The following is a 21078-nucleotide window of genomic DNA, read 5'->3' as shown; positions in this document are numbered from 1 at the left end:
ATTAGGATCAGAAATGGAGTTGTAACAAGACTTCTGTCACAACTCCATTCCATACTATTCGTCTTTTTGCTCATGGTGTTCTTTTACCAATTTTTTCTGTAATTCTTTATCATAATTTCGAGCAGCTGACGTTAAAAATAAAACGATTCCGCATAATAAAATCCCGATTCCAGAAAACAAGAACATTTTTTCTACCCCTAAACGATCAGCTAATGGTCCTGCAAATAATAATCCAATTGGACCTGCCAGGTTCATCAAAGAGTTGAAGTTCCCTAAGACACGACCTAAAACATTCGATTCATAACTCTGCTGGATCATTGCCATCAGCAGTGTATTGAAATATGGCGTTGCACAACCTGCTCCTGCATTCAAGATAAGAAAGTACAAGAACCCTTGACTATCGTTTGGAACCAATCCGCTTGCACCGATCGTCAGGCCCATAATGATGTAGGCTATAATAATAGGTTTCATTCGGTCTTTCCATGTTCCTATAAAACTGATCAGTGCACCGCCTAAGAGCATTCCGACTGCGTAGACTACTTCCACTGCTCCCGCCTGTCCAACGGAACCACCAAAGTAATCTAGCGTCATCAATGGATACAGACTGATTGCTGGCATGAACAACAGCATCACAAATGCACCATTGATCGTTATGTACCATAACCCTTTGTTATCCATCAATTGCTGCAGCCCAAATTTTGCATCTTTAAAAATAGTAAGCGGAACTTCCAATATTTCAGGAGAAACTTTTGGGATCTTCACAAAAATCAATAAGCCGACACCAAAAACTGCCCCCAATACATCTAATAAAATAAGGTAATTGACAGGAACGACTGAAAACAAAGCCGCACCTAGAGCTGGCGCAATGATGAAATTCGCTGATTGGACCATTCCTAACTGTCCATTCGTCCTTGTTATGTGAGAAGATGGAACGATTGTCGGCATAATCGACTGGATCGTTGGCATTTGGAATGTTTGTGCGACCGAACGCATAAACAAAGACACAAAAACTAGCCAAATCGGGAAGGATTCTGAAATCGTTCCGACTACTGCTAAAATAAGCGCGAAAATCGCTACAATAATATCCGTGACAATCAAAAGAGCTTTTTTATCCCAGCGATCCACTAGCGGTCCTACAAATGGGCTTAGTAAAACCATGGGAATCATTCCTAGTAAAGTAGCAAAACTCAAAATTGTCGCCGAACCGGTTTCTCTTGTCAAATACCAGATGATCGCATATTGGACGACCATACTAGTGATTCCTGACAAAAACTGTCCCGATAAAAAGAACAAATAATTTCTCTTCCAATTCGTTAAAACGACCGACTGTTCATTTTCCATAAACATCCCTCTTTTCTTTTTCATTTTGTATAGCGTTTGCACAACAATCATTATACGGGATTCTTTTTTCAAAAAATACCTTTTTCCCTAAATAACAATCGTTTCAATTTAAATTTCTTTACTTAGAAACAATAAATCAGCAAAATATTAAAAATAACAACATGTGTTAAATTTAAAAATAAAAAAGACAACTAATTTGCGTCGTCCTTACAAAGTTAGTCATCTAACAATAGGCCGTTTCAAAACTAGTTGTCTTTTTATATCCACAGATCATTCGACTTTTTCGAATAACCCACGGCTAATCATCCCATCCATCAGAAAATAAAATTTATCTTGGCTCATTTTCTGTTTTGGATCTTTGAAAATATTGACTGCTTTCAATCCATTTGCTGTAGTGATCGACATTTTCAATGTTTGAATATCTTTTGATACAGTGATTTTTAATTTGAATCCTTCTTTGCTTTGCGGCGTGGCATCTAATGGTCGGATCAATTGATAATTGCCTCCGTTTGTTTCTGTAAATCCATTATCGCGCAATGTATATCTTTTTGCATCAGGATGCAAACGATAGCTAATTGGTGCGCCCAGTACCGTTGCTGTTGTTTCAAATGCCATGATTTTCACCTCGATAAAATTAGTTTCTCTTTATTATAAAAGTTTATCCTGATTTTTACTAGGTTTTTCAGTTAAGTTCCCTAAAAAATGAAGGCGTTCTCTCAGACATCTGTTCATATAAGAATGACTTCACTAGTTATTTTTTGACAGCACGAACTAATTGATCAAGGAAATACTGGATGTCGTCTTCGGTATTTCCCAAACCAAAGCTGATACGGATGGATTCTTTTAGTATCGGTGTATCTTCTCCATACATTGCTTCTAATACGTGTGAAGGCTCGATATTTCCTGCTGTACAAGCTGAACCAGTAGAAATAGCGACCCCATTAAGATCAAGCTTCATCAGTAGCAAATCATTTGCTTCGCCAATTAAGCGAAGATTCAACACATGAGGGAGTTTATTCGTTAAATCACCATTTACTTGATAAGGGATTTCGTTTGCTTCTAATGTATCAAGAATCAATTGCTGGAATCCTTTATATTTGTTGTTACGTGCTTCACGTTCTTCAGGTGACAGCAGTTCAACTGCTTTTGCCATACCCCAGATCCCTGCTAAATTTTCTGTACCTGCACGCCGCTTTTCTTCCTGCTCCCCGCCTAAAAGCAATGCAGGGATATTTACTCCGTCTCGTTTATATAAGAAACCGACGCCTTTTGGCCCATTGATTTTATGAGCAGAGATACTTAATAAATCGATTCCTAATTCTTCTGGATGGATCGTTTGGTTTCCGTACGCTTGTACCGCATCTGTATGGAAATAAGCTGGATGATCCGCTAAAAGTTCACCGATTTCTTTGATTGGCATCAAATTTCCGATTTCATTGTTCCCGTACATCACAGAGACCAAGATCGTATCTTCTCGTAACGCTTTTTTGACCTCTTCGATCGACAGATTCCCTTTTTCATCTACAGGCAGATATGTAACGTCAAACCCCTTTGTCTCTAAATATTTCATGGTGTTAAGAACAGCAGGATGTTCGATAGCTGTAGTGATTAGATGTCTGCCTTCTTTTTGACGCGAGAACGCTGTTTCTAAGATAGCTGTGTTATCTCCTTCTGTTCCACCACTATTAAAGATGATCTCATGAGGTTTTGCTTGCAGACTGTCTGCAATGATTTGTCTTGCTGTTTCCAATTTTTCATGCGCGTGGCGACCAAATCCATGTATGCTTGAAGGATTTCCAAACGTGTCTTGCATGATTGCCGTCATCGCTTCAATTACTTGTGGATGCATGGGGGTAGTTGCCGCATGATCCAGATAAATAGTTTTCACTTCATTCATCCCTTCCAAATTATTGCTAGGCACATTCTAGCATAAAATAGCGAACAAACCAAAGAAGAGCTCATTTTTGTCTAGAGGACGTTTCATGGGCATAGAAAAAAGGAGCTGTGACAAAAGTCTTGTCGCAGCTCCTTGAAGCTGCTCACTTCTGTCACAACTTCTTTCCCTCTTTTTTTTGTTTATTCGAATTCTTTTTCTTCCAGACGGAATAACGGACTCATCGGTGTATTTTCATGGATGCGTTTGACCGCTTCACCCATTAATTCTGAACATGTAACGATTGTTAAGTTTTCTGGATGACGATTTTCTTCTGTGAAAACAGAATCAGTGATACAAATATCTTTGATTGGTGCATTGTCTAAAATACTTTTCGCATGATCGGACAATAATCCATGTGACGCACAGGCATATACTTCTTTTGCGCCGTTTTCTTTTAATACATTTGCTGCTCGTGCAAGCGTTGCTCCTGTGTTCAAGATATCATCTACCATGATACATGTCTTTCCTTGAACATCACCGATCACATAACCACCCTCAGTTGAAGCATCATCTGCATGATCTACGATGGCTAATGTGCTGTTCAAATATTCTGAAAGACTACGTGCACGCTGAACACCGCTGTTTTTTGGCGAAACAACTACGATGTCATCTCCCGTCAGACCTAATTGACGGTAATAATGAGCAAACAACGGCATCGTAAATAAATTATCTACAGGAATATCAAAGAATCCTTGTACTTGAACCGTGTGCAGATCTAAAGTCAGTACTCGAGTTGCCCCTGCTTCTTCGATCAAGTTAGCGATCAATTTCGCAGTGATCGGTTCATGAGGTTTCGCCGTGCGGTCTTGCCTAGCATACCCATAGTAAGGCAATACGACATTGATCGTTTTCGCACTTGCTCGCTTCATTGCATCGATCATGATCAGTAGTTCCATATAGTAGTCATTGACAGGTGCATTCGTTGATTGAACGATATACACATGATCCCCTCGAATACTTTCTTCGATATTGATGGAAATCTCGCCATCACTAAATTGCTTCACGACGCTTTTACCTAATTCTGTTCCGAACACTTTCGCGATTTTTTCAGCTAATGGACGGTTGCCATTCAAACTAAAAATCTTCAACGTGTCATCCTGATACTTATTACTCATGTAGTCCTCCCCAAAACTTCTCTATTCTTCGATAGTTTAACATATTTTTCCAAGATTTTCTGTTAATTTCAGCAAATTCTTAAGGAAGTGAAACTGTTCCGTTACTCCAACTGGCAGGAATGACTTTATGATAATCGCCCCAGTTGTCGTGTACTTTGTAATAACGTTCTCCTGTTTCAGTTTTAAAATAAGCGTACGCTGTCACCCAATGATTGCCATATGTACTGCCAAGTACTTTCAAAATACCAATCATCACAGGTTTGCCTTCACGTATACGTTTTGTAGCTCGCTGCCATGAACCTAGAAGAGTTGCTCGTGCACGCTCATGATTGCCATTCTTCTTTAAAAAACTAGAAATCCCTGTACTAACCTGAAAAGGAATCGTAGGAAGTCCTAGTGGTTGGATCTGGCTACGCAATGCCTTCGTCAAAACCAACGAATCAGCCGTATTTTTCTTGCGAATCTCATTTGGAAGCATCCACTCTTTACGATAGTCTTGATAATAGGCAAGGAGAACTGCTGCCGCGTAAGTACCACAAAGATAGCCTGAGGGGGTAGCCCATTTCTTATACCTCAAAAAACGTTCTTCTGGCAATCCCACCCAGCAATTTGCGAGTTCCTTTCCTGACCTTTTTTCTTCGATCAAAGCGGGAATATCTTCTTTTCTGTTGATCCATCTAGATAACTCGATTGGCTCTTCATTGATCAGCTTCCATTTTTTACAAGAAAGACCCTCTTGATAAGTATATTTTGCTGGAGAATATTCTACCGGATGTCCTGATTGATCGATAATCACATAACTTTGATCTTCAAAAACCAGAGCTAAAAAAAGCAATTTACTTTTTCTTGACTGCAGCTGCTGAGTGCTGGCTAATTTTTTAATTTTTTTATCTACTTTGAAATATAAAGGTTTATCCACTACTTGATTCAGTTGGGATCGCCTCCTTTTTTTCATTATAAGTGAAGGATTGAAAAAAACAAATCAGTTTGATTGTTCGAATTTTCAATTTTTTATGTTCTATTTGTTAATTCCTTCATTTTGTAAGATAATGGGCACACGAAACAAAAAAGGAGCGATCGATGAATGAACAAAGAACGATTGAAACAAGATTTCTATGAAGCAGTCAATGAAGAATGGCAAAAAACAGCAAAAATCCCTGCAGATAAACCAGCTACAGGCGGTTTCCAAGATTTAGTTGACGGGATCGACCAACTTTTGATGGGAGAAACAGACGATCTGCTTGCCCATCCAGAAAAAGTGTCTTCAGAAAAAATGAAACATTTCCTTGCATATTATCAACTGGCAAACGATTATGACCGAAGAAATGAGTTGCATGCTCAACCACTTCAACCTATAATCGAAAAAGTTGAATCATTGCAGTCTTTCGACGAATTGAATGAGCAATTTCCAGAATGGCTGTTGGATACATTACCATTGCCATTTAATCTGGATGTAGATGCAGATATGAAGAATGCGCAAACGAACGCCTTCTTTGCTTATCCGCCTTCTTTATTCCTTCCAGATAAGACGTATTATGCATCAGACCATCCCAACGGTGCACAACTAATAGGCGTTTTCTTTGATATGGCTGTTCAGTTATTAGAGCTTGCCGGCAAAGAAAAAAGTCAGGCAGAAGCAATCACGGAACAAGCAGTGCAATTTGATAAATTGATTGCTCCTCATGTAAAAAGTGCAGAAGAAAACGCAGATTACAGCAAAATGTATAATCCGCAATTTTTTGATACATTTATTCAATACACAGATAAACTGGACTTGAAAAAACTTGTCACGGGTTTGATTGGGACAACTCCAGATAAAGTGATCGTAACTGATCCAGTGTACTTCGATCATTTGAATGACATCCTGACAGAAGCTCATTTTCCGTTATTCAAAAGCTGGATGATCATTAAAACAGTACGTTCTCTTAGTGGTTATCTATCAGAAGAATTCCGCCAAGTCAGCGGAATCTATTCTCGCGTATTGTCTGGAACAGACGAAGCAATGCCTCAGAAAAAAGCAGCGTATTACCTTGCCTCTGGACAATTCGATCAAGTAGTTGGCGATTACTACGGAAAAAAATATTTTGGCGAAGCTGCTAAAAAAGACGTAGAACAAATGGTGAAAAAAATGATCGCCGTTTATAAAAAACGTCTAGAAGAAAATGACTGGCTTGGGGATGCAACAAAAGAAAAAGCCGTCATAAAATTAAATAACTTAGGTATCCAAGTAGGCTACCCCGATAAGATCCCAGCATTATTCGACCAGTTCAAAACAGTACCTGCAGATCAGGGTGGTACTTTGCTTTCAAATACTCTTGTTTTCAGCAAACTCACATTAAAAGATCGTTTCAGCAAATGGAACAAACCAGTGGATCGTTCAGAATGGGAAATGAGTGCTGACACGGTCAATGCTTATTATCATCCATTTCGGAATGTGATCGTCTTTCCGGCAGCGATCCTTCAAGCACCATTTTACAGTCTAGAACAATCAAGCTCTGCTAATTATGGTGGAATCGGAGCTGTTATCGCTCATGAGATTTCCCATGCATTTGATAATAACGGCGCTTTATTTGACGAATATGGCAACTTGAACAACTGGTGGACAGAAGAAGATCTTACACAATTTCAAAACAAAGCACAAGCAATGATCGAAGAATTCGATGGTCTGCCTTTTGCTGACGGAAAAGTAAACGGAAAATTAACCGTTTCGGAAAATATTGCTGATGCAGGCGGTCTAAGCTGTGCATTGGAAGCAGCAAAAACGGAATCAGATCTTTCTATCGAGGAATTCTTTGTCAATTGGGCAACGATTTGGCGTACAAAAGCAAAAAAAGAATACCAACAACTTTTACTGCAAATCGATGTCCATGCCCCTGCTAAACTCCGAGCAAACGTGCAACCAAAAAACCTTGACGAATTCTATGAAACATTTGGTATCACGGAACAAGACGCTATGTATCTAGCGCCAGAAAAAAGAGTGCGAATCTGGTAAGAGGTTGTGCTAGAAGTGGTCAGCTTCAAGAAATAAGAAGGAATTGGGGAAAATTGCTTCTCAAATTTTTGTGACATTTCGGCTTATTTTTCGAAGAAGTTACTTCTGGAATACCATGTATCAGAGGTTGTGAAAAAGCTGCTTAGTTTCAAGTAGTAAGAAAAATTTTGTGAAAATGGCTTTCCACATTTTTGCATAAATTTGACTTACTACCGAGAAACTGGCTTTTGAACACCGTTTATCGAGAGGTTGTGAAATCAGCGTCCTGACCTGAGTATTAGAGAAAAAAACGGAAAAATAGTTCCTCATATTTTGCCGTTTGTTGAGCTAATACCGAGGGTCAGCTGATTGAACACCGTTTAGTGGAGAGATTGTGAAAAAGCTGTCCTGCATCAAGTAATAAGAGCAGCCAATCAAAAGCAGCAAGGAAAACCTCATCTATAAAAAGATAGAAGGAAGTGAGACATCTATTGGTCTCATTTCCTTCTATTTATACTTTCCTCAGTCAATTGTTTTACATCATAAAAGGAGAAATTCCACTTATTTTTTTCGCTGTTTCATGACATAAACAACTACACCGATTAACAAAATTCCTCCAGCTAATGCTAGCAACGGGTTATTAAATTCTCCCGTTTTTGGGAGTCCTTGAGTGCCATCTTTTTTACTTTCTTTTGCTGTCCTATCCGGATGAGAAGGTTTTCCATTTGACGATTCATTTCCTGGATTTTCTCTTTCTGGTTTGTCATTTCCCGGGGGCACATCGGCAGTTTCTCGCACAGTGATCGCTTTTTGCTGGGTAACAGATTCTGTATGAGCAGACCATTTTTCCCCATCAAATATTTCCGAACGATAAGTGACTTCTAGCGTATATTCTCCTTTTGAAGGTGCTGAAAAAATAGCGGTATGATTAGAAAATTGAGCACTGGACTGTGTTTCAACGATTTGGATCTTTTCTGGGAAATAACGCATATCTTCAAAGACAGGCGTTCCTTGATTTGGTGTGAAAGTTGACACAAAAACTGTAAAAGGCTTCAGTTCAATGATATTTCCTTCTGCATTCTCCGCCATACCATTTGCTTCTTGTATAATAATCGGATTATTTTGTTCATTTGGTTTTGTCTGATTTGGTTCTTGTACGATTGCATACTCTGGATATTCCGAAGACGGTGAGGTTTCTCCGTCAAAAATAGCACCTACAGATAATGGAAGACCATCCACTCTTTCCTTTTCTGTTTGACGATTCCCCGGTTTAATCTGCATCAGTCCATGAACATGGATACTTCCATTTTCATAGCGCGTAACAGGCTGCTGACCTTCTTTCGAACATGTATTTAGAGACTCGATCCAATCTTTTGATACGGTATGTCCAAGAGTATTTTCTGATTGTTTCTCTCGTTCATTCCAATAGTAGTTCAACGAGTGGTAGATTTGATCTTCGTTTTGATTCAATGGGCGGATCTGCTCTCTCATCTCAAGATTCTCTGTTCGGAAAGATAAGATACCAGAAGCATGGTAGTCTGTGTTTCCTGCTGAAGAGGTATAAAGAGCCACATTATATGAACCGTTGTTGAAACTTGTACTGCTATTGACGATAATATCTGTTCCGCTATTGGAATCGATTCCTTTCGCAAGATTTTCGAAAGACAAACTATTGATCAATTCATGAGGGCCCGATAAAGAAGAACCGCCCATTTTGAATCCATTACCGTTACCTTCTCCCTCAATTCCCGGTACCCAGCCGTTTCGATAAGCAACTGAGTTTTTGATGATTACTTTTCCGATCGAACCTGTTTCATTTTTAGCAAAAAGGTCCCAACCGTCATCTGCATTATGATACGCGATACAACCGTCAAATACATTTCCTTCTCCTATTGTCAGTTTGGCCGCAAATCCATCGGCATCTTCAAATCCTGGATCGGCATTTTCAAAAGATGTACAGTTCTTGACTAAGTTATGCGCGGGCCATGCTTCGAAAGGATCATTTGAGCTACCGCTGATTTGGATTCCTGTATTTCCATTCCGATAAGCATGAATCTCTTCAATCAAATTATGATTTCCAGAAATCTGTAATCCTTTTTGCATAGCTGCACTATTTGTAATGTCAAACCCTCGTAACCCCCAGTAGTGACTGAACAGTGTCATCCCATTTCCAGTTCCTTTAAAATCAAGTACAGGACGCTTGTTTTCTGGATTTTTCTCTGCAATCAACTGAATCGGGTTTTCTCTTGTCCCGTTAACGCCTTTTGGAATCGTCAATCCTCTTTCGAAGGAATAAGTTCCAGGCGCCATGACGATTGTCTGCCCAGCATATGCGTATCTCAATGCTTGTGTCAGAGATAATGGATTTTGTCTGCTTCCGTTTCCTGCATCTGACCCTTCTGGTGTTACATAAACTGTCGAATATTTAGGTTTACGGTAGTCCACTGTATGAAGAATCTCTTTTGTTTCATAACTAGTCATCTCTACGTATTCTTCTGGCGGATAGTTTTTATCTGGCGTAAAACTGAAAGTAAATTCGTTCGTTCCTTCCATCAGTTTTGTCTGATAATCAAATTCCCGATTCGCAGTGATAGCCAAGTTTTTTGCGTTCTTAAGCACCTCTCCTGTTGCTTTATTTTTAATTGTCAATAATCCGTCAGCATTTGCTCTAAAGGACATAGTATGATCTTGGTTTCCTGAATGATTACTAGAGGTCACAGTGTAAATCGGATCAATCAAGCGAGTAGGTCTTTCTTGCCCAGGAGGATCTGTCGCAGGATCTGAGTAAGCAACTTCGATTCCTTCTACCTTGATCGTCATATTCCTTGCTGCAGCAAATCCTGCATAAATAACCGATTCATCTGAAGCGTATAATTTTTCCCAGTCATACATGATGTCAGAAGCCATTTCTTCTCCTGTTTCAGGATCATAATAATATGCCTCTAAACCAGTATTCGTTTTTTTCATCTCTACGTCCAGTTTAGTAATCGAGTTCGTGGCCGGAAACAGATTCCCATGACCGTTTCCGAATATATTATAAGAACCTGTTTCTTTTTCCAAGAACCCTGCTGAAGTCTCTAAAGGTGTTGTTTCCACTGAGACACTCCCAGGAGCTGGCGCAGCTTGCGGATCTTCAGATGATATTCCTGTGATTGCCCGTGTCCCCAACCCAAGCCGCATTGTATATTTGCTGCCGTTCGTGTGGACCACCTCTTGTCTATCCGAATCCCAGACATACTCGATCCGACTGCCTAGTATGGCAAATGAATTTGAATAAAATGCCTGCCCAAACAAATGATCTTTTGGTACTGCGTCTCTTACCATCAAAGCAAATCCTTCTTGGGCATTCGTATAGGTCCAAGATTCTATTTCGATCGTCGCCCGCATCCTAAAGTTGATGTCTTTGGGGATTGCTTGATAATAATAGGTCATTCCATCTGATCCGCTTGACTGGAATTTTCCGCCGTTATTCGTGGAAGAGAGCCGCACACCGTCTTCTAATGGTTCAATGGCATACCTACTAGCACTTGTGCTTTCTCCGAAAACAACCCCTTTCCACTCTTCATTTGCTTCTTCAGATTGCTTTTTTGTCTTTTCATTTTCTGATTCTTTCATCATAGGATCATTTCCTTCTTCCGTATCCATATCTTCACTAGTTTTTGGTACTTCCTCCATTGTTGACATCCCTTCAATGTTCACGTGTGCATTTTCTTCGTTCACAGACTGTTGTTCGTTAGCAGCAACTTCAACGACAGAAATTAAAACCGGGGTACTGAGCATGAGGAGATTCATCATTAGCGCACTGTATTTTATACGTTTTTTTAACAAGTATATTCCTCCCGAAACAAATTAGAAAGCGTTTACTTAAAGCATTACCTAATTTATTTTTACTGTCAATAAAAAACAAAATTATAATAAGTGTATTTTATAAAAAGGAAAAATATAACTTAAGTTGTTAATAATAAAGAGATTTATTAACGTAAAAAAATAAGATTTTTTTAAAATAACGTATAAAAAAGAGCATAAAACAATATCGTTTGTTTTATGCTTTTCTTTTATTATTTTATGCTTTTTATTTTATCAAAACACTTTGTTTTTTTATAAAATTTCTGCGCCTAGTGTGGATTCAAAATGTCTCAATGCCCATTCATGTCCAACGGGATCGAAACTTGCCACGGCATCTTTGAAAATATGGAGTTTGTATCCTAGATTATACGCATCGACTGCTGTATGCAACACACAGATATCTGTACATACGCCGGTCAAATAAACATCTGTGATCTGGCGTTCTCGCAAACGGATGTCTAGATCTGTTCCACTAAAAGCGGAATAATGCCGTTTGTCTATCCAATAAACATTTTCCTCTTGCTCATAGTCCTGGTATAAACTTTTTAAAGAGCCGTACAATTCCCGTCCACCCGTTCCTATCACATTATGCGGAGGAAATAAGCGGTTCTCCGGATGAAAGGAATCTTTTGGATCATGCGCATCAATGGCAAAAACGACAAAATCCTTTTGATCAATAAACTTCTTTGTATGAGCAGTCAGCTTTTTTTCAATTACTTGTCCTGCTGTCCCAGTAGTCAGCTTTCCATCCTCTGCAACAAAATCATATGTGTAGTCAATCGAGATCAATGCGTTCATCTTAGTCCTCCTTATACGAGATGTTTGACAAATTCAATCACCATTTCTGCTGATCGTTTGCCTGCGTCTTCGATAAATTCGTCAAAGCTTTGTGTCGCCGAGTGATCTGCTGTGTCGCTCATTGCACGTACGATCAAAAATGGGATATTGAACTGACGAGCTGTTTGTCCAACAGCGGCTCCTTCCATTTCGCAAGCTAATGCTTCAGGGAAATTCGTTAAGATTTCTTTGATTTTATCTGGCGAGTCGACAAATGTATCACCTGTAACGATCAATCCTTCTTTTGCGTTCAAATTCGTTGCTTTTGCTGCTTTAACCATTTCACTGCGCAAATATGTGCTTGCTTCATAATATAGAGGCATTCCTGGTAATTGTCCTGGTTTGTAGCCAAATCCTGTTGCATCTGCATCAAAATAAGCTACTTTGTCTGATATAACGATGTCACCTACTTGTAAGCCTTCACCGATCCCGCCAGCTGAACCTGTATTGATCACCATGTTCACGCCATATTGTTGGATCAACAGACTTGTGGTAATAGATGCTAAAACTTTTCCTATACCGGAACGTACGACGATCACTTCGTGGTTACCTAATGAACCTGAAATAAATAAAGCGCCTGCGCGTTCCCATGATAATGGTTCGCTTAGGTTCTCTCTCAAAATTTTTACTTCTTCTTCCATTGCGCCGATAATACCAATTTTCATCTTTTTAATTCCTTCTTTCTATATAAATGCGATTGCTAAAAAAACCACACATAACATTAGGATAACAATAATAAGAGATTTCATCAAAAAAGAGTTCCATTTGGTCGTCTTTTCCCGTTCGCTGATCCTTGTTTTCGTGATTGGTTTATTCTTTTTGCTTTCTTTACGATAAAAGCTAGCAATCTTTTTTTCTTCTTGCTGATAAGCTGTTTCTGCTTTTCGCTGTTTTTTTAATGACTCGCTTGCTTGTGCTTGTTGTCGCTTGCGAAGTTCGCTTCGCGTAATAAGCGGTCCTTTGGCCATAAGCCGATCCCTCTACTTTCCTTTGGTCAATAGTTCCCAGTATTGAATCGCATAAATCGTCTTTGCATCACAAATCAACTGATCTTTCATCGCTTGTTGCGCCTCTTCAAGAGTTAGATGATACAACTCCAGTACTTCGTCTTCATCTTGTGCTAAAGGATTCTCGACCTTCTCTACCCCTTGTGCATGATAAATATGAAGGACTTCATTTGCAAAACCTGGTGAAAGATACATCGAAGTAAGATGGCTCAGCGACTTCGCACGATAGCCAGTTTCTTCTTCTAATTCTCTAGCTGCTGTCATTTCGGGATTTTGTCCTTCTCCTGGATCGATTTTTCCAGCTGGAATCTCCAAAATCACTTTTTCTAAAGGTTTTCGAAATTGTTTGACAAGAAGCAGACGATCTTGTTCGTCAAAAGCAATGATCCCAACACCGCCAGGATGAAATACCAGTTCTCTCTTCGAAGTTCCTCCATCTGGCAAACGAACTTCGTCTACAGCAACATCAATAATTTTTCCGCTATAGATTTCTTTGCGACTGATTGTTTTTTCTTCAAATTGCTCATTATTCAGCATATCTTCTCCTGCTTTCTTTGTAATCATAACTGCTTTTTTTTCATTTTTCAATTTTTCTCAAAAACTCCTTATTAGTTTACCATAGATAAACCTTAGATTTTCTCTAAATATAGAAAATCCTTCTTTAGTCCGATACTCTTTCTAGTAGTCCGTATGCTAAAATAAGTATGTAATCGAATAACGAAAAGAATTCAATACTCAACGATAAATGACATGGAGGGTTTATTATGATAAAACGAAATTGGCCGTGGCTTCTAGCATTGGTCTTGCTATTTCTCTTTGTCCGAAACAATAGTTTTTCTTTTGTTCTAGGACTTTTATTGATAGGTGTAGTTTTAGTTTTGTGGGGACTCTTTGGTTCGCGCAGGAAAAAGGGAAAACAAGAAGAAATTCCTGCACTGACTGACGAACTTGAAACTCACTATGAAAAAAGCGGTATGACAGCGAATGAAATTTCATTTTTTCGACAAACAATGAATCAAACAAAAAATGAGATCAATCAATTGCAAATGAATATGCAGCAGACAGCCAAACTTAAAGCAATCGATCTCCGCCATGATCCAGTCAAAGCAGCAAAAGCTTTATTCAAAGAATTGGTGAAAGAACCAAACCGACTGCATGAAGCAAGTCAGTTTCTTTATACGCATCTGCCGAATCTAGTTGATTTGACAAATAAGTATAATGAGATCAATGACCATGAGATCAAAAACAAACAGACCTATGAAAAACTAGAAGAAAGCGCGCAGATCATCGACCAGCTGTCAGCTTTAATCGCACAAGATTATCAAAAATTCGTTGCTGAGGATCTAGATGATATCGACGTAGAGATATCTGTTGCGAAACAGAGCTTAAAGCGTGATAATAAATATGAACCAGAACAAAAGGATTAACTCTTTTGTTCATAAAAGAAGACTCGGAACATTCAGATGATGTCTGGCTGTTTCGAGTACTTTTTCTAAAGTAGAGACATTCATGTAAAAATCGAGAACAGATTCAACAAGGAGGAATTTTTTATGGATCATAAACCGACTGAAACAAAAGATGTTACACCAGTTAACGATACACTTGAAGATTTATTGAACAACCCGTTTTCAACTCCAACAGATACGCTGACCACTTCACAACAAGCGGAGATTGATCAGCTCCAAGAGCAACAGACAGCTGCTCGTTTAATTGACAAACTACCGGCGGAACGCCAAGAACAAGCTAAACAGCTAGCAGCAAAAATCGATGCTAATGATGCACAGTCTGTCATCAGCTACGGATCGGCTGCCCAAGCAAAATTAAGTGAATTCTCACAATCGATGTTGAATCATGTGCAAGCACAAGATATTGGTCCTGTAGGAGATTCCTTAACTGAACTGATGTATCGTCTCCAAGAAGCCAATCCTGACGAACTGCGTGCCGGAGAAGGGAACATCTTCCAGCGTGTCTTCGGGAAGGTCAAACAATCGATCTATGAAGTGACAGCAAAATATCAAAAGATTGGTGCACAAATTGACAAGATTTCAGTGAAATTAGATAAAGAAAAAGACGGTCTGCTAAAAGATAATCTGATGTTAGAACAGCTTTACCAGAAAAACAAAGACTACTTTGATGCACTGAATATTTATATCGCTGCTGGAGAATTGAAAATGGAAGAACTTCAAACAACGATCATTCCAGAAGCGATGAAAAGAGCAGAAGAAACTGGCGATCAGATGGATGTTCAGATTGCCAATGATTACACGCAATTCCTAGATCGTCTGGATAAACGTACGCATGATCTTCGCTTAGCTAGACAGATCACGATCCAGCAAGCACCACAAATCCGTTTGATCCAAAACACAAATCAGGCCTTGGCTGAAAAGATCCAAGCATCTATCGCTACAGCCATTCCGCTGTGGAAAAACCAAGTCGTGATCGCATTGACCTTGCTTCGTCAAAAAGATGCAGTAACTGCTCAACGCCAAGTCTCTGAAACAACAAACGACTTATTGAAGAAAAATTCAGAAATGCTGAAAATCTCAGCCATCGAAACAGCGAAAGAAAATGAACGTGGAATCGTGGATATCGAGACCCTTCAAACCACTCAAAATGATTTGATTGAAACAATCCAAGAGACATTGCGTATCCAAAAAGAAGGAAAAGAAAAACGTCGTCATGCAGAAGTAGAGCTTGGACACATGGAAGAAGATCTGAAACAAAAACTTTTGGATTTAACCCAATAGATCACCTTTCGCTTGTTACTAAAACAAACGCCCATCAACAGTTTATTACAACTGTTGATGGGCGTTTTTCTTATCTTTCTTCTAACTTCTCCATTGGAGTCTATTTCTCATTCATCTTGCTGTGTCCATAGCCATAGCCAAAATAAATGATCAGTCCAATAACCATTACGATACCGAACACGATCCATGTCACAGTTTGCAGACGAAGCATCAATACAATACAAGTCAAGATGGAGACGATTGGCAATAGCGGAACGAATGGCACTTTGAATTCTCCAGCTTTTGGTTTGCCAAACATTTTTCTCAACTTCAGTAAGCCTAGACTAACAAGCATCAAATAGGCGAGCGCCATGATATTCGTTAGTTCCGCTAATACATTCAATGGGAAAAATCCGGCAAAGAATAAAGCTGCCACACCAGCGGCATAAGTCGCTTTTTTCGGTGTGCGATGCTTTTGATCGATTTCTGTCATAAACTTAGGAAGTAAGCCATCCTTGCTGACAGCAAACAGTAAACGAGCAAGTGAATACATCATCGAGATCGTTACCGTCAGTAGCGTTAAAATTGCCCCTACAGCGATCACCGCGCCCACTGTTCCATGTCCTACATACCTCATTGCAAAAGCCACTGGGTCATTGACTCCTAGTTCAGTATACGGAACGATTCCTGTCAAGATCAGCGTCACGATGATGTAAAGGACAGTAGCAATCAGTATCGAACCAATGATTCCTCTTGGCACATCTTTTTGCGGGTTTTTGACTTCCTCGGCTGCCATTGCAACGGCATCAAATCCCAAGAAAGCAAAAAACACAAGAGCTGCACCATCTAGCACACCGGAAAAACCAAAAGGCATGAATGGCTGCCAGTTATCAGGCTTAACGAAAAATATTCCTACAATGATAAACAACGCGATGATACCAAATTTGACATATACCATGGCATTATTCAAACGTAATGCTTTCTTGGCTTCAAGCGACACGATGTAAGTGACGAATATCACTACGAGCACCGCAATCAAGTCAATGTATGTACCATTTTCCGGATTGTACCCTCCAGTTAATGCTTGTGGAAGTTCGGCCCCTAAACTTTTCAAAAAACCTTGCATATAGCCAGACCAACCGGAAGCAACAGAGGAAACCGCTAGTAAAAATTCCCCGATCAACAACCACCCTGTCAGCCAGGCAGCAAATTCACCAAATACAACATACAGATAGGCATATGGCCCACCAATCACTGGCACTCGCGAAGCAAATTCTGCGAAACTTAGTCCAGACAAAATGACAACGATTGCAGCTAAGACAAATGAAAGTGACAGTGCTGGACCAGCATTTTGATTGGCCGCAACCCCTGTCACCACAAATATTCCCGTACCGATGATCGCACCAATTCCAAGCATGATCAAATCAGACGTTTTTAGTTCTTTTTTCATCTCACTCGTATGATTGAGATTGATCTCTTTCTTACGAAACAAATCCATTGAAGTTCCTCCCCATTTTAGGTTGGAAAACAGCGATTAAACTGTTTTCATATACCCTAAAAGGATACCACCTAAAATGACTAAAAGGCAACCAACAATAACATAAATGAGCTCTTTTTTCGTTTTTCTTTCGCCAAGGATGAAAATCCCACCTAAAGTAGAGATAATGATCCCCATTTGTGAAAGTGAGAAGCCAACAGCTAAACCAAGTGATTTGACTGTTAGAAGCATGCAGATGTTTCCTAAGCCCCATAATAATCCACAGATCATGTTCTTCCACACAAACTGATCGACTTTAACTTTACGGAAAGCAAAGAAGCTTGCGCCTAAGATCATTCCGATACTTTGAGGTAAGATAATTGACATCGCATCCAAATTCGCCCAGTTGACGATGATGGTATATACACCATAACCAATCGTAGAGAAGATCAATGCTCTAAAACCCTTACCAAAATCAAGCATTTTATTCTCTGTATCTATTTTTCCTTCGTCATCTTGTCGGGCAGTCAAATACGCACCGCTTACAAGAAGAGCTAAAGCAATAATACCGTATACATAATCTTTCGTTTGTGTCCATTCATGGAAGAAAACGGCTCCCGCAATCGTATTCAAAATTAATTGAAAACCAGTAGACAATGGTAACCCTACAGAAACACCCATGTACTTCATTCCATGGAACTGTCCATTTTGTCCAACACTCCAAGCTAAGCCGGATAAAAATCCGATCAAGAAAATCCAAGGGGTGATTACAGGACTAACAACGAAAAAGACAACTAAAGAAAACAGAAATGCACCGATCGTCATTCCTAGTGTTTGTTGATTGGCATCGCCACCAATTTTACCACTTACTAAACCAATACTCCCCCATGCCAACATAGGGACTAATGCTATTAAAATTTCCATAACCAATCTCCTTTTATTTCACATGATAAGAAACTTATCAGCGAAAACGTTAACAACACAAGCACTTTTTTTCGTTTCTAACGATTTTCTAACGTTTTTCATTATAAAAATTTAAGATTGGGAAAAATAAAGTCATTGTTGTCCCTTTTCCTTCAGTTGATTCAGCCGTCAAATGGATTCCTAATTTTTCGGCCAGATTTTTTGCTAAATAAAGTCCTAATCCTGTTGAATGTGTTTTGCTAAGTCGACCATTTCTCCCAGTAAATCCCTTATCAAAGATCCGTTTCAAGTCTTCCGCTGGGATACCGATCCCTGAATCTTTAACTGAAAGGCTGACTCCTTGTGCTTCCTTTTCTATGCTCACAATGATGTTTCCGTGATCCGGCGTATATTTGATGGCATTACTAAGCAATTGGTTGAAGATAAAAGCGATCCATTTAGCATCGGTCAAAACAGTATGATCCTCACCAATGATCTCGTAGCGAATATTTTTTTGGATAAAATAATTTGCCTGACTGCGTATCACAGGCTGAATGATTCCTTTTAGTCCATATTCTTGGATGAGGTAGTCCCGCGAAAAACTGTCTAGTCTTGCATAATACAAGACTTGTTCTACGTATTCATCGATTTTTGATAATTCATTTTCTAGTAATGTATACTTTTGATCGTCAATATCGAACTCGATCGAACGAACTAGCAATTTAGAAGCGGAAAGTGGCACTTTGATTTCATGAACCCATGAGTCAATATAATCTTTTTGGTCTTGTTGATTACTGATTGCTGATTGCATTACTTCTTGGTGTTCACGGATCAGCTGATTGATATATTCTTCTACCAGTTTTTCTTCTTCTGTTCGTCCACCGCTCAAATAGTTTTGCAAAGGGGAAGTTTTTTGTATGTCAGCTAATTTTCCCCACCATCTTCTCTTGCTCAAGTAACCACCCAGCAGATAAAAAATCAGAAAGACGCCCTCGATCAAAGCTAAATAAGCAATTGTGCTCAAATCAACTTTGATGTTTGGCGCCAGCCACATCACAAAGATCGTCAATGCAATAAAAAACAGCCATCCCAAGATCAATGTCCACTGATCTTTCAAATATTTAAAAAAATTCATCTTAACCGCTCATCCTTTCAGGGAACGATATATCCCTGTCCTACTTTTGTTTCGATATATCCTTGGATACCTGCCTGTTCGATTTTTCGGCGTAACCGATTGATGTTGACTGTCAATGTATTGTCATCTACAAATCGTTCGTCATCCCACAGTGCTCGCAGCAATTTTTCCCGACTTAAGATCTTCCCATTGTGCTTCATCAAAATAAATAACAGACGATATTCATTTTTGCTCAAATCAATGATCTCTCCGTTGATTTCCATACTTCCGTTGTCAACATTCAACGTAATGCCATTATGGCTCATCATTTCACTAGATAATTCTGTGTAGTTGTAAGAACGGCGAAGTAATGCATTGATTTTTGCAATCAGTACATCGATTTGGAAAGGTTTTGTCACAAAATCATCTGCCCCCATGTTCATAGCCATGATCATATCCATATTCGTATTCCTGCTGGAGATAAAAATGATCGGTACTTTCGATACTTCACGTATTTTTTGACACCAATAATAGCCATCTAAAACGGGAAGATTAATATCTAGTAATACAAGCTGTGGTTCTTCTCTTTCAAAGTCTGAGAACACTTGATTGAAATCGGTCGTTCCAAAGGTTTCAAATTGCCATTTCTCAAGTTCCTCCATGATCAATTGTCGAATGATCTCTTCGTCTTCGACTACCATGATTTTTGCCATAAAAAATCCCTCCATCTTTCTTCTTGCTACTACAATATCAAAGAAGCCCTTGTGAAACAAGTTGGCTTACCTGGAAAATGTCATTTTAGTAAACGTTAAAAAAAACTGAAAATATGCGATTTAATCGCTTTTGTCTTTTCAATATAGCTTAAATTTATTATGTTATTCTTAACAATTGGTCTATGATCTGTTATTTTTCCTTAGTTGTTTTTGTCTTTTAAATTTCCAATAACACCAATAACCGAAAAGCGTTAGCACTAGTAATATACCTAGAAGGAGTATAAGTAATTGATAAAGATGGTATTTTTTTGTCTGTTCTATCTTTGAAGAGACTTCCTCTGTAAAGGGGACTCGTCTTCCTGTCACTAGTAATCGGTGAGTGTTCACGGTGTAAGGCGTACAAGTGATAAGTGTGACTAGATCCTGCTTTTCTCTGATTGCTAATGTATTTGTTTTTGTTGGAAGGACAACAATTTTCTCAACGACTTCATAAGCGAGCATCCGACCATACACTTCAAGATAGAATCGGTCATCTTGCTCCATTTCTTCAAGATCCGTAAAGAGTTTTTTCTCAGCAATACCGCTATGGGCGGTAATCACGGAATGTGTACTCTCTCCTCCAGTTGGAAAAGAGGTGCCTTGCAGGACTGTCGCTCCTCTATCTAGCAAAAGATCATTCGTTTCATCAAATAAAGGCAAGCTAACATTGATTTTTGGAATATAGATGGTTCCGATCATATGTTGTTCGTAATATTCTTTTCCTGGATTTTGGACATTTCTAACCGCTTGCTCAAAAGGATCTTTGACTTGTCCCATTCCTGGGATTACTGATGTATGAGCAAGCGTCTGATTTTTCTTTTCATGCACTGCTAATTGTTGCTCATGTTTTTCTTCTTTATCGCGTTCAAGCTGCTTTTGATAATTCTCGATCCTTCTTTGATCCAAATAATTGCTGAGAGCATCTGCTAAAAATGGATATGTAAAAACTACAGCTCCGGCAAGAAACATCACTGCCATAAATAATTGTAATAAAATACTGATCTGGGTTTGAGGTCTATTACCTGTTTTCTTTTTCATTTTCATTTTCTTCAC

Annotated in this window: 18 protein-coding genes; 3 read left to right on the top strand and 15 right to left on the bottom strand. The window is 39.1% G+C overall.

Annotated elements, in window-relative coordinates; translation table 11 throughout:
- Positions 1-54 precede the first annotated feature (54 nt).
- From efmA to OS138_RS09535, 5 genes are all read right to left on the bottom strand, one after another.
- Positions 55-1341: a multidrug efflux MFS transporter EfmA gene (gene efmA / locus OS138_RS09555; protein WP_002291207.1), complete on the bottom strand. Its 1287-nt coding sequence runs from the start codon at positions 1339-1341 to the stop codon at positions 55-57.
- A 270-nt stretch (positions 1342-1611) separates the two neighbouring features.
- Positions 1612-1956, bottom strand: coding sequence for a DUF1831 domain-containing protein (locus OS138_RS09550; RefSeq protein WP_002286736.1), 345 nt, complete (start codon positions 1954-1956; stop codon positions 1612-1614).
- A 136-nt stretch (positions 1957-2092) separates the two neighbouring features.
- The gene (locus OS138_RS09545; RefSeq protein ID WP_002295158.1) at positions 2093-3238 is read right to left on the bottom strand and encodes a cysteine desulfurase family protein; all 1146 of its coding nucleotides are present in this window, start codon (positions 3236-3238) and stop codon (positions 2093-2095) included.
- A gap of 179 nt (positions 3239-3417) precedes the next feature.
- Positions 3418-4392: a ribose-phosphate diphosphokinase gene (locus tag OS138_RS09540; RefSeq protein ID WP_002286741.1), complete on the bottom strand. Its 975-nt coding sequence runs from the start codon at positions 4390-4392 to the stop codon at positions 3418-3420.
- Positions 4393-4471: 79 nt separating this feature from the next.
- A complete protein-coding gene (locus tag OS138_RS09535) occupies positions 4472-5347 on the bottom strand; it encodes a dihydrolipoamide dehydrogenase (protein WP_325070067.1) in 876 nt (291 codons plus the stop codon).
- 129 nt (positions 5348-5476) lie between these two features.
- Between OS138_RS09535 and OS138_RS09530 the strand changes: the two genes are divergently transcribed.
- Entirely contained in the window at positions 5477-7384 is a 1908-nt protein-coding gene (locus OS138_RS09530; RefSeq protein ID WP_325070066.1) for a M13 family metallopeptidase, read from the top strand.
- 540 nt (positions 7385-7924) lie between these two features.
- Here the strand turns inward: OS138_RS09530 and OS138_RS09525 are convergent.
- The 5 genes from OS138_RS09525 to OS138_RS09505 all read right to left on the bottom strand — a co-directional run bounded on the left by OS138_RS09525 (position 7925) and on the right by OS138_RS09505 (position 13590).
- A complete protein-coding gene (locus OS138_RS09525) occupies positions 7925-11191 on the bottom strand; it encodes a right-handed parallel beta-helix repeat-containing protein (protein ID WP_325070065.1) in 3267 nt (1088 codons plus the stop codon).
- 270 nt (positions 11192-11461) lie between these two features.
- Complete coding sequence (locus OS138_RS09520; RefSeq protein ID WP_086324499.1) at positions 11462-12007, bottom strand: cysteine hydrolase family protein; 546 nt, start codon at positions 12005-12007, stop codon at positions 11462-11464.
- An 11-nt stretch (positions 12008-12018) separates the two neighbouring features.
- Positions 12019-12711 carry a 5'-methylthioadenosine/adenosylhomocysteine nucleosidase gene (locus OS138_RS09515; protein ID WP_002291218.1) on the bottom strand — a complete coding sequence of 231 codons (693 nt, stop codon included), beginning with the start codon at positions 12709-12711 and terminating at the stop codon, positions 12019-12021.
- Positions 12712-12729: 18 nt separating this feature from the next.
- Positions 12730-13014 (bottom strand): cell wall synthase accessory phosphoprotein MacP, encoded by a 285-nt coding sequence (macP, locus tag OS138_RS09510; RefSeq protein ID WP_002286760.1) that lies wholly within the window; start codon positions 13012-13014, stop codon positions 12730-12732.
- 12 nt (positions 13015-13026) lie between these two features.
- A complete protein-coding gene (locus OS138_RS09505; RefSeq protein WP_002325125.1) occupies positions 13027-13590 on the bottom strand; it encodes an NUDIX hydrolase in 564 nt (187 codons plus the stop codon).
- Positions 13591-13817: 227 nt separating this feature from the next.
- Between OS138_RS09505 and OS138_RS09500 the strand changes: the two genes are divergently transcribed.
- A complete protein-coding gene (locus OS138_RS09500) occupies positions 13818-14480 on the top strand; it encodes a 5-bromo-4-chloroindolyl phosphate hydrolysis family protein (RefSeq protein ID WP_002286764.1) in 663 nt (220 codons plus the stop codon).
- A 123-nt stretch (positions 14481-14603) separates the two neighbouring features.
- Positions 14604-15800 carry a toxic anion resistance protein gene (locus OS138_RS09495; protein WP_002286766.1) on the top strand — a complete coding sequence of 399 codons (1197 nt, stop codon included), beginning with the start codon at positions 14604-14606 and terminating at the stop codon, positions 15798-15800.
- Positions 15801-15900: 100 nt separating this feature from the next.
- On the opposite strand, the gene OS138_RS09490 is transcribed toward OS138_RS09495, so the two are convergent.
- The 5 genes from OS138_RS09490 to OS138_RS09470 form a co-directional block, all read right to left on the bottom strand.
- On the bottom strand, positions 15901-17277 hold the full coding sequence (locus OS138_RS09490; protein ID WP_081156412.1) for an amino acid permease: 1377 nt from the start codon (positions 17275-17277) through the stop codon (positions 15901-15903).
- A gap of 36 nt (positions 17278-17313) precedes the next feature.
- The gene (locus OS138_RS09485) at positions 17314-18180 is read right to left on the bottom strand and encodes a GRP family sugar transporter (protein ID WP_081156411.1); all 867 of its coding nucleotides are present in this window, start codon (positions 18178-18180) and stop codon (positions 17314-17316) included.
- An 88-nt stretch (positions 18181-18268) separates the two neighbouring features.
- Entirely contained in the window at positions 18269-19294 is a 1026-nt protein-coding gene (sapS, locus tag OS138_RS09480; RefSeq protein ID WP_086324498.1) for a two-component system sensor histidine kinase SapS, read from the bottom strand.
- A gap of 17 nt (positions 19295-19311) precedes the next feature.
- The gene (sapR, locus tag OS138_RS09475; protein WP_002291233.1) at positions 19312-19986 is read right to left on the bottom strand and encodes a two-component system response regulator SapR; all 675 of its coding nucleotides are present in this window, start codon (positions 19984-19986) and stop codon (positions 19312-19314) included.
- Positions 19987-20166: 180 nt separating this feature from the next.
- Positions 20167-21063 carry a class C sortase gene (locus tag OS138_RS09470; protein WP_325070070.1) on the bottom strand — a complete coding sequence of 299 codons (897 nt, stop codon included), beginning with the start codon at positions 21061-21063 and terminating at the stop codon, positions 20167-20169.
- Positions 21064-21078: the final 15 nt, after the last annotated feature.

Origin of the sequence: Enterococcus sp. E5-37 (assembly GCF_035726925.1) — a bacterium.
Classification (GTDB): Bacteria; Bacillota; Bacilli; order Lactobacillales; family Enterococcaceae; genus Enterococcus_B; species Enterococcus_B faecium.
This window is presented reverse-complemented; position numbering and strand designations above follow the sequence as displayed.